This window comes from uncultured Tateyamaria sp. (assembly GCF_947488715.1).
Lineage (GTDB): Bacteria > Pseudomonadota > Alphaproteobacteria > Rhodobacterales > Rhodobacteraceae > Tateyamaria.
Genome location: NZ_CANLAG010000001.1, coordinates 834,612 through 844,771, shown reverse-complemented (window position 1 = coordinate 844,771; position 10,160 = coordinate 834,612). Strand labels below are relative to the sequence as shown.

9 protein-coding genes and 1 tRNA gene are annotated in these 10,160 nt (G+C 58.2%); 3 read left to right on the top strand and 7 right to left on the bottom strand.

Annotated features, from left to right (window positions below; genetic code table 11):
* Positions 1 to 344: 344 nt before the first annotated feature.
* Positions 345 to 4,325: an ATP-binding protein gene (locus Q0936_RS04260; protein WP_299377898.1), complete on the top strand. Its 3,981-nt coding sequence runs from the start codon at positions 345 to 347 to the stop codon at positions 4,323 to 4,325.
* Between the two features lie 85 nt (positions 4,326 to 4,410).
* Here the strand turns inward: Q0936_RS04260 and Q0936_RS04255 are convergent.
* From Q0936_RS04255 to Q0936_RS04230, 6 genes are all read right to left on the bottom strand, one after another.
* Positions 4,411 to 4,485: transfer RNA gene (locus tag Q0936_RS04255), tRNA-Phe, on the bottom strand.
* A 100-nt stretch (positions 4,486 to 4,585) separates the two neighbouring features.
* Entirely contained in the window at positions 4,586 to 4,756 is a 171-nt protein-coding gene (yacG, locus tag Q0936_RS04250) for a DNA gyrase inhibitor YacG (protein WP_299164633.1), read from the bottom strand.
* Entirely contained in the window at positions 4,753 to 5,775 is a 1,023-nt protein-coding gene (locus tag Q0936_RS04245) for a ribonuclease E/G (protein WP_299297355.1), read from the bottom strand. Before Q0936_RS04245 ends, yacG begins: the two co-directional genes overlap by 4 nt.
* The gene (locus Q0936_RS04240) at positions 5,772 to 6,368 is read right to left on the bottom strand and encodes a Maf family protein (RefSeq protein ID WP_299297354.1); all 597 of its coding nucleotides are present in this window, start codon (positions 6,366 to 6,368) and stop codon (positions 5,772 to 5,774) included. Before Q0936_RS04240 ends, Q0936_RS04245 begins: the two co-directional genes overlap by 4 nt.
* Before the next feature lie 8 nt (positions 6,369 to 6,376).
* Positions 6,377 to 6,595 (bottom strand): translation initiation factor IF-1, encoded by a 219-nt coding sequence (infA, locus tag Q0936_RS04235; protein WP_005978431.1) that lies wholly within the window; start codon positions 6,593 to 6,595, stop codon positions 6,377 to 6,379.
* 82 nt (positions 6,596 to 6,677) lie between these two features.
* Positions 6,678 to 7,568 (bottom strand): carbon-nitrogen hydrolase family protein, encoded by an 891-nt coding sequence (locus tag Q0936_RS04230; RefSeq protein ID WP_299297352.1) that lies wholly within the window; start codon positions 7,566 to 7,568, stop codon positions 6,678 to 6,680.
* Positions 7,569 to 7,713: 145 nt separating this feature from the next.
* On the opposite strand from Q0936_RS04230, the gene Q0936_RS04225 reads away from it, so the two are divergent.
* A complete protein-coding gene (locus Q0936_RS04225) occupies positions 7,714 to 8,676 on the top strand; it encodes a LysR family transcriptional regulator (RefSeq protein WP_299164636.1) in 963 nt (320 codons plus the stop codon).
* Here Q0936_RS04225 and Q0936_RS04220 read toward each other — a convergent pair.
* Entirely contained in the window at positions 8,673 to 9,392 is a 720-nt protein-coding gene (locus tag Q0936_RS04220) for a site-2 protease family protein (RefSeq protein WP_299297337.1), read from the bottom strand. The genes Q0936_RS04225 and Q0936_RS04220 overlap by 4 nt on opposite strands.
* Positions 9,393 to 9,459: 67 nt before the next feature.
* Between Q0936_RS04220 and Q0936_RS04215 the strand changes: the two genes are divergently transcribed.
* On the top strand, positions 9,460 to 10,158 hold the full coding sequence (locus Q0936_RS04215) for an NAD-dependent deacylase (RefSeq protein WP_299297336.1): 699 nt from the start codon (positions 9,460 to 9,462) through the stop codon (positions 10,156 to 10,158).
* The last annotated feature ends 2 nt before the right edge of the window (positions 10,159 to 10,160 follow it).

Below are 10,160 nucleotides of genomic sequence, written 5' to 3'. Positions count from 1 at the left end.
GAAGGGCTCAAGGCGCGCCATCTGCGCGTCGCTCAACCAGAAAAGATCAGACATACTAACCGCTCGTTTGTGAATCGTGAATCACCACAATAAGCGGAAATCAATGGGTCCTGACCCTAGTTCTGACCGATAAGCGTCTCGTCGGGCCCGGCTGGCCCTCACTGGCTACGCACCTGCGCCTGGAAACGGAACGGCTTGCTGACCTACTTTTTGAGCTAGCCACACTTGGAAAACCAACTCTCTTCATCGACGGGATAGATCGCCTAGGTAATGAAACCCGTCAGACAATCTTAGACATCGTAACTATTCTTCTTGATGATCCGAGGCTTGCGGACTGGCGCGTTGTGGCATCTACCCGGTCCTCACACCTCGAAGACTTGAGGATATGGCTCCCCCCTCAACTCATTGAGGAGGGCCAGGCACAAATCGTCGAGATCGATGGATTTGATGATAATGAAACTGGTATCCTTGCTGAGCGGTTTCCAGCGATGCGCGAAGTCCTGTTTGCCGAGGGTCACGAAAAGGAATTTGCAAGGCGCCCTTTCTTTGCTCAGGTGTTGGCACAGCGTTCAGTGAGCACTGATAGAGCACCGGGCAAGTTTTCCGAGATTTCGCTATCACAGGTTTGGCTAGAAGGACCGCAGGGCCTACATGATAAAGCCTCTTCGATTGAACGCCGCCAAGCGATGGGTGAGCTAGCCGCGAGATGCGCTCAAGCACCCAATAGAAGCGGCGCAGTAGAAGGTATTTCCGCTCAGGCTCTGACGGCACTAGTACAAGAGCGAGCGATTGCTGAGGTCGCGGGTAGCGGACGATACTCCTTTACCCACGACATATTTCTTGAATGGGCAATGTACGGATTGTGTCGCCAAAATGGTCCAGATTGGCCGGGCACCTTCGCGGCTGCTGGCGACAGGCCCGGACTAGTCCGGGTGGTAGAGCTACTGTCACAGTTTGAATTCGAGTCCGAAGGCACCTGGACTAAAACGCAATTGGCACTGGAGCAGCAGGAGGAATGGCGTCATTGGAGCAGGGTTTGGCTTCTTGCCCCATTTGCCTCTCCGGTGTTCTTTGATCGCAAAGAATCAATTTCGGGTTTCTTGAGCGAAGACCATCGGCTCATCCGGCTCCTTTCTTCTTTCTTAGCACACAAGACCATCGAAAACCTTCTGGTCGTCCATGGTGCGTTCGAACTCGGCGGGAAAACGAAATTCGAAAAATTCAGAATAGCTGACTTTTTGTCTTGGCCCCGCCCTGTTCGGAATTGGAGGCGCTTTCTGATCTGGTTGCTTTCACTTGATTGGAACGAGGCAACGGCTGAAGACATAGTTGACACGTTCGACGTATGGCTGAACCTCTTTCAAAATTATCCCGACCGAATCAAAGATCGTTATGCTGAACGAATTGATCAAATTCTTACTGAGTGGGACGCCTATGACTATCGGGAGCGGGGCAAAAAGACCACTCCGCTGGGGTTTCGTAAGGACGGTTTCGGCGACAAAATTCGACAGGCTTTCTTGAGGTCCTCTCTCACCAACACGGACCTACTAAGTCGTAGGCTACAAGCGTGGACGACCGAGCGAGTTGACGACAAAGTTCAGTCAAGCGTCTTTGCGGGGAGTGTGCGCTTTGCCAGTGTGGTTCCTGATGCCCTAGCTGACTTTTCGTTCCAGGCGTTTGTCGAGCCACTGCCATCAGAGTCAGCTGAACGGTCACGAGGGCATATGATTGGTTGGTCGCCCCATATTACCGATTGGGATTCTCCGGGCATCAGTGACCATTCGCGCCACTGCCATCCAGCCTCCCCTATCCAGCAACCATTTGCGGCCCTTTTCCAGCACGCGCCTCAAGAAGGTCTTCGTTTAATTCGCAAGCTGCTCAGCCGGACCGTAGTCGCATGGAGAGAGCTCCCGCAATACGACTATCGCAACCGTGAAATTCCGGTTCCATTTAGCGTTGATTTTCCCTGGGGAACTGAAACGTTCTGGGGCGACCAAAGGATTTATGGTTGGTATCGAGGTCTGTTTTCTTGCGACATCCTCGAGTCGGCACTTATGGCGCTGGAAGATTGGGCGTTCTCCGAGCTCGAAGCCGGACGTGACATTGATGAGATCGTAAGGGAGCTTGTTACGGGACACGAAAGCGTGGCCACGCTGGGCATCGCTTTGGGGGTCTTGTTTGACAAGGACGCGCTGTCACCTGCGGCAGCCGCCCTCGTATGCTGCCAGCACATCTGGGCCATGGACGAATACCGCTGGCAACACGACGTCCAAGGCCTTCACTCAAACGAAATCGGAGCGAGCTTCGGCTTGTCCAACGAGACAACTCATCTTGAAGCGCTGAAACGCCTCAACTCGCGGCCTTCCCGGAAAAAGAACATCGGATGGCTCGCGACAGCATTCATTCTCACAGCTAACGACCAACGCGAAAAGGTAGCGGAAAAGCTTACCAGCTTTCCAAATGAGCTACCCTTCACCCACGAAGGCCAAGAAGATGATGATAAGCTAGTCGCATATTTTCTGCATCGAGCCGAGGAGTGGGCTGCGATGGCAGACCTTTCGAACTATGCTCAGGTGGAGAACAATGATGGGAAAGTCGGCGTCGCATTCCAGCCGTCAGACGAACGGGTGCAACAGGCCGAAGAGGCAGGTGAGCGGCTAGCCCATTGGAACGAAGGCTTCCAACTGCTGAAACAAGCTGAGTCTTGGTTCGAAAGCGGTGTTATTGATGATCAGGTGCGAGATGAGACCGTAGCTCTTGCCCGCGAAGTTGATAATGAGGAACTGTATACATCCGGTTTCGATGCTGGAGACCCCGGGAGCCGTCGCGCTGGCGGAGTGGCAGCCGTGTCATCAGCCCTCCTAAGTTTAGGTGCCTATCTTTCAAGGGATCAACAGGAATGGGCCGAAGGCGTTGCTTTCCGCGCCGCCAATACTGTTCCGGCAAGCAATGAGTTTTTCCATGCTGATGCTCCTGCCGACGACAGACCCGAAACATTTGCGTCAAAGGGATTGGCGGCGATAGTTGCGGGTCGCGGACCATTAGCAAGTTCGGCACCGGAAGAACTGGTTCGATTGTGCTTTCATCCCTACAAGGGCGTGCAGTTAGCTGCCTTGTCAAACGCCGTGTCATGTTGGCAAGAGCAAAAGGGCTTCGCGGACAAGTGCACGGCGCTTGCTTTCAAGCTGACGACTCTTGAATTGGTTCGTGGTTCGCCTGATTGGTACCGGCGACGCGATGAGAGAGACAGCCATCTGGCCGCCGAAAAACAGCGGCTGTTTGAGGCGACTGTAAAAGGTATAGCCTCTGGCGACTGGAACGGGCTGTCTGAGACGTACGCCGAAATTGGGCCGGAACACTTGGATCAATGGCGCGTCAAAGACTTCGCATCGATGTTGTCGATCATCCCGAAAAACAGGTTCACCGATGATGCTGGCTTTCGAGACGACGTGTTGTCGCTCTTGCGTAGCTTCGTAGCGAAGCTCGCCATAGCGATCAGTACTGCTGACGAGGCCGAACGCCGCTCGGGTTCAAGGCTATGGCGAGAGTTTTCCTCATGTATCTGGGGCTTAGCGTCGCTTTGTGAAGATTTGCCAACAGAACAGGTGCGCACCGAGATCATACCCATGTTGTCTCTATTGCCCACTGAACCGAAAAGCGAAGTCCTCTCTACCTTCGCGAATGCATACTCTTGCATGCGAGTTTTGGACGCTCCGGAGGTGCCATCAGGAATCTTCGACGTTTTCATTGATATCTTTGAAGCGGTTGCAGATCACCCCGATTGGAAACGTCCTGAGTGGCGAGAGGAGTATGGTCTTCCTGATCAGCTGCACAAATTGGTCCGTATAGCGATGGGGGCAAATTGGGACCGACCAGCAATGGGTGCGGCTCGCTTCGCCAACAATGAATGGTCTGATGCAGGTTTACTGGACCCATTGATCGATTGGATGCTTCAACGATTTGGGCATTTGCCTCAGGTCATGCAAGCGTTCTTGTTCCATGTTGAAAGGTCCTTCGAGAACCGCACTAGCGAGTTCCTTGCTTCAAGGTTGGGAGGCATCGCACCAGCCGTATGGCAGTCTAGGGGATTTTGGTCCGGGGGGCGAACTGCCCAGCTCGCCGGCCTGCTTCAATCTTTTGCCGAACGAGACACACCATTGAAGCCTGACGTCCACATTCAGTTCCTAGAGATTCTCGATCACTTGATTGAACTTGGGGATCGTCGTGCAGCAGCGCTTCAAATTAGCTCGCTCTTTGACCTTCCGCGCAGGCGAACATCACAGAGTGTTTCTTCGATAGAACCTGCAGGTGGCACGCCAACATAGATACCCGAATGATACCCGAGAACATTTAGGACAGCTTCTCGTTCGACGAAGAACCGCGCAAGTACTTGATTTTTATATATTAAAATGGTGCCCGGGGGCGGAATCGAACCACCGACACGAGGATTTTCAATCCACTGCTCTACCCCTGAGCTACCCGGGCACGGGAGACGGTCGGACCGTCGGGTCGCAGCGTGATAGGCCGAAGCGGGAACGCTGTCCATAGGAAAACAAACAAAAATCACCCAAGCGCGAACACAACTTCAATGCGGCCTCAGGTCTTGCTCCGGATCAACGTCCTGATCTTCTTCGCGCTGGGACGGCACAGCGTAGCCGCCATTCATCCAGCGGGCCAAATCCACGTCTGCACAGCGCCGCGAACAGAACGGGCGGTAGGCTTTGTGGGTCTCGGATTGGCAAATGGGGCAACTCACGCCATCACCTCTGCCAAAGGCAGGCGCGCGCGCTTGCGTTGCAGTTCAAAATGGCCCAACGGCGTCCAACCCGCCATCACAGTGTCCACATCATCGTCGCGCAACGCCGCACGCAGGGCCGCCTCGAAACTGCGGCGCTCCTTTTTCGGCATCGGAGCCAGGTCGATGGTGATCTGCCCGCCCAACCCCCTGACCCGCAAAGCGGCGGGCAAGGCACGAGCACAGGCGAGGTTGGCACGCAGCCCGGCGGCAAACGATCCATCCGCACCGGTGTTTACATCCACGGCCACCAAGGCGCGGGTTTGTTCAATAAAGAGCGACGCTCCACCCGGCAGCATTTGACGCGCGCCACAGGCAGCATCCACCGCATCGAGGACCCCTTGGTCCTCAAAACACCCGGCTTGCGTAACAAAATCCGCGGGCGCAACCCAATCCCGCCATGCCAACACGTGGGGGCCGTCACCTTCCAGCAAGACCTCTGGTCCAGAGCCTGCATCGGCCGCGACCTGTTCGGCCAGACTACGCATGGCAGCAACGTCTTCTGCGATGTCATCGGGTGCTGCATCGGCGGCGATAGACCGCAGGATGAGGCCCATGTCACTTCCCGCCATCGCATCATGGGCGATTTCCATCAGGGTGTCGCGCACGTCGTCATCCTTGATGCTCCGCGACAGATTGAGGCCCGGCGCGTCCGGCGTCACGATGGCATACCGGCTCTTGAACAGCAGCTTGTGCGTTACGGGGATCGCCTTGCCCGGTTCGGCGTAGCCGGTGACCTGCACCTGCAATGTCTCGCCTGCGCCGATGCCTTTGACCCCGCGCAGGTACGCGGCACCGTCCGGCGTTTTCAGGAATATGCCACCCTGACCCGGAACAGGCCGATCTGTCACGGCCCGGTACACCGTGCCGGGGCGTGGTGCGTCGCCGTCAATCAACAGATCATGCAACAACCCGTCCACCATGAGGGCCGCTGCCTCGCGCTGGCCGATGTGATCCAGCAATACTTGACGACCGTTCATGGCTGATCCTGACTGTTGCTGCGCGTCTTCCAGATGGCGACGCCCGCCGATTGCAAAAGACCCGCCGTTTCCGCCAAAGGCAGGCCGACGATGCCGGTGAACGATCCGCTGATCCAGGGGATAAACGCGCCTGCAGGGCCTTGAATGCCGTACCCGCCCGCTTTGCCGCGCCAGTCGTCGGTTGCGATGTACCCGTCGATTTCGTGGTCAGACAACGACTTCATCCGGACGGTGCTGACAACGTCGCGTTCCCACAATTGGTCACCGCACCGTACGGCGACGGCAGTGACGACCCTGTGCCGACGGCCCGACATCAGCCGCAAAAACGACGCAGCCTCGGCGGCATCCGCGGGCTTGCCCAGGATGCGGCGGCCTAGCGCCACAGTTGTATCCGCACAAAGGACAACGTCATTCGTATCGGCAATGACAGCCGCCGCTTTTTCGCGGGCCATACGCGCGCAATAGGGCCGCGGCAGTTCGTTTGGCGCAGGATCTTCGTTGATGTCAGGCGGCCGAACATCATCCGGCACAACGCCGATTTGCCCGAGAAGCTCAAGCCGCCTCGGACTGCCCGATCCCAGAATAAATCCCACGGGATGAACTATTTAAAGCGGTAGTTGATCCGGCCCTTGGTCAGGTCATAGGGGGTCATTTCGACCTGCACCTTGTCCCCTGCCAGCACGCGGATACGGTTCTTGCGCATTTTTCCTGCCGTGTGTGCGATGATCTCATGGCCATTTTCAAGCTCGACCCGAAACGTCGCATTCGGCAGGAGTTCCTTTACGACACCGGGAAATTCGAGCGTATCTTCCTTGGCCATGGTCTCTCCTTGCTTACACAATCCGCCGATAATGCGGACGCGCCACTAAATGCGCCTCTGCGTCCCATAATTCAAGGGCAAATCAGGGCAGTGGCGTGACTGTGACCCGTTCGGCACGCGGCGCACCCAACGCCCAGTCACGCCGGTTCAGAACGCCGCCGTCGCGCCGCACATCCGCAACCCGTGCCAGATCGACATCGGCATAGACCCATCCCGGAACGTTCAGTTCGCCCAGCGCCAGGATGCCAGTGTCCGGAAATCCGCGATCCGGTGGGCCAAAGATCCCCCCGGCCCCAACCGATACATCCACCGCCTCTGACCAATCCGCCGCTCCGACCACGGACGCCATGACCGTCACGCACTGATTTTCGAGCGCACGGGCCTGCGCACCGATCCGCACGCGCGAATACCCTGCTAGCGCCTCGGTCACCGACGGCACCAAAAGGATATCCGCCTCGGACAGCGCGCGCCCCAACAGCGGGAATTCGCTGTCATAGCAAATCAGCACGCCAATCTTGCCCAATGCGGTGTCAAACAGGCACAGCGGCCCACCGGGCACGACATCCCAGACTTCGGCCTCGAACCGGGTCATCACCTGCTTGTCCTGCACCCCCATGCTGCCGTCCGGGGCGAACAGGCGCGCGCGGTTCACCGGCCGGTGGACACCGTCAGGCAGGCCATGGGTCGCCGGGCCACTCGCCGCCAGAATGTGCACCTGAAATTGCCCGGCGAGATGCGCATGCAGCGCGTCCGCCTCCGGCAACCGATCCGCCACGGCGTGCAAAGACGCCTCTAGATCGCGCGCAACCTCAAGACCGGCCAAGGTCGCAAGCTCCATCGCGCCATATTCCGGGAACACCAACAAATCCGCGCCCTGCCCGGCGGCTTCGGCAACCCAAGCGGTCAGCTTATCCTCGTACGCCGCCCAATCGGGCAACACATCCAGCGGGTATGACGCAGTGGCGATTTTCATGCTCACACTGTGCATGTGCCCTCCGCCGCAATGCAATCCCCCCTTCAGTTTTACAAAATTGCAATTCACCAACGGTTTGATGCAAATATTTATTGACCCGAAGCCACCATAGTTTCAAAAAAAGCGAAACTAGAAAGGAACCGGCATGCTCAGCAAGGGCGTCACGCTCCGCGGTCTCGAAGTGTTTGAAGCATTGGCCGCCACAGGCTCCGTCGCTCAGGCCGCCACAGTGACCGGGCTGAGCCAACCTGCTGTCAGCCAGCAATTGCGCAACCTTGAAACGGCACTGGCCACCGATCTGATCGACCATGGCAAACGGCCCATGCGCCTCACCCCTGCCGGGCACAGTTTTCTGATCCGGGCAGAGGCGGCATTGTCGCAGCTGCGCCTTGCACAGTCCGAGTTGACGGTGATGGACCTTGCGCACCTGTCGGCCCTGTCCATTGGTGTGATTGACGATTTCGAGAATGATCTGACGCCCCGTCTGGTCACCATCCTTGCGGACAGCCTGACCCGGTGCAAATTCACGCTGGCGACGGCACCCAGCCATGAAATCCTGCAGTCCATCGCCGACAAACGTCTGCACATCGCGATTTCGGCCAGCGACGGGACGATGCGGGACGGCGTGCTGGAATACCCGTTGGCGCGTGACCCCTTTATCCTCGTGGCGCCCAAAGGCGTCGTGACATCAGACAACCCGCTTGCGGCCCTGCGCACCCTGCCGTTCTTGCGCTATGAGCGGGACCAATTGATCTCGCGCCAGATCGAGGCGCATCTTGCCCGTCAGAAAATGGACTTTGCCGACCGGTTCGAAATTGGCAGCCATCTGGCCCTCATGGCCATGGTGGCGCGGCGCATCGGGTGGTCGGTCACGACACCTTTGGGCTTCATGCGTGCTGGCCGCTTTCATGATCAGGTCGAGGCGTTCCCCCTGCCCTTCAAACCGTTTTCGCGGACCATCTCGCTCTATGCGTCGGCAGATTGGGCGGGGAACGTGCCAACGGATGTGGCCAACACCATGCGTCGCCTGATCATGACCCACATGATCGAACCGGCTTTGGGGCAACTGCCCTGGCTCAGCGGTGAATTGCGCCTGCTCGACGGTTAACGGCGGCGCAGACGGTCCAATCGCCGGCCACCGCGCACCATGTGCCAGTGCATTGCGATATTGGGCAGGAACAGCAGCACAAAGCCGAAGGTGACAAACATCACGATCATCGCTGGCAACCACACAAGCGCACAGACCAGACCAACCGCCCCAGCAACTTGCAATGCACGCGCCTCGGACATCACGCGCAACAGGCCCAGATGCAACAGTTTGCCACCATCCAGCGGCTGTACCGGGATCAGGTTCAGGGCGAACAGCATCAGGTTCAAGTGCGCCGCGAACCAAAGCCATTCAGCCACGTAGAGATAGACATATGGATCGTTCTGCGTGGGATCAGGCATGCTGAACCATATGGCCTCGGCACCCAGCGACAGAACGGCCCAAAGGCCCAGGTTCACAATCGGCCCCATCGCAACAATCAGCTCGGACGCGCGCGCGCCCGCCGCTGCATGACGACAAAACCCACCCCCGCCGTGCAAAACGATGCGATCAACGCGCACCCCTTGCACCATCGCGCCCCAGGCGTGGCCCAGTTCATGCAACAGGATCGATAGCACAAGGATCACCGCCAGGATCACCCCGTCCCCCAGCGCCGCACCGGCAGCGCTTGCATTCACCATCACAATCAGCCCGACGAGAAACAGAACCGAAGGCGCGATCTCGATCGGGACACCCCATGGGCCGCGGAATCGCAGGATCGACGTTTCGTTTTCCATAGGGACCCCTTGCCTTGTGCGCGTTGACTTGGTCAGGTGCGCTATAGGCGGCAATCAAAGCAAGAATATGGCACATCCTTCCATCGTTATCCTCACCGGCGCGGGCATCTCTGCCGAAAGCGGGCTTGGCACCTTCCGCGATGAGGGCGGCCTGTGGGCGCAGCACCGCATCGAAGACGTTGCAACCCCCGAAGGGTTCGCCCGCAACCCGCAGTTGGTCGTGGATTTCTACAATGCCCGCCGGGCACAAGCGGCCGAGGCCACGCCTAACGCCGCTCACGCCGCCTTGGCGCGGCTTCAGACAGAGCATCCGGGTGACGTGATGCTGGTGACGCAAAATGTCGATGACCTGCACGAAAAGGCGGGCAGCCCAAACGTGGTCCACATGCACGGGGCGCTGAACTCTGCGCTGTGCGGTGCCTGCGATCACCGCTGGCCCGCGCCGTTGCAGATGGCGGTTGGTGACGTCTGTCCCGCCTGCGCCCAACCCCGCGCGCGCCCGGACATCGTCTGGTTTGGTGAAATCCCCTATCACATGGACGCAATCGAACGCGCCCTGTCACAGGCCGACATTTTTGCAGCCATTGGCACGTCGGGCAACGTGTACCCCGCCGCAGGCTTTGTACAATTGGCGGCACATGTGGGCGCGTTGACCGTCGAGATGAACCTCGACCCGTCTGAAACGGTCGCCTTGTTCGAAGACACCCGCCCCGGCAAAGCATCCGAAACCGTCCCCGCATGGGTCGACAGCATTCTCGCCAACTGACC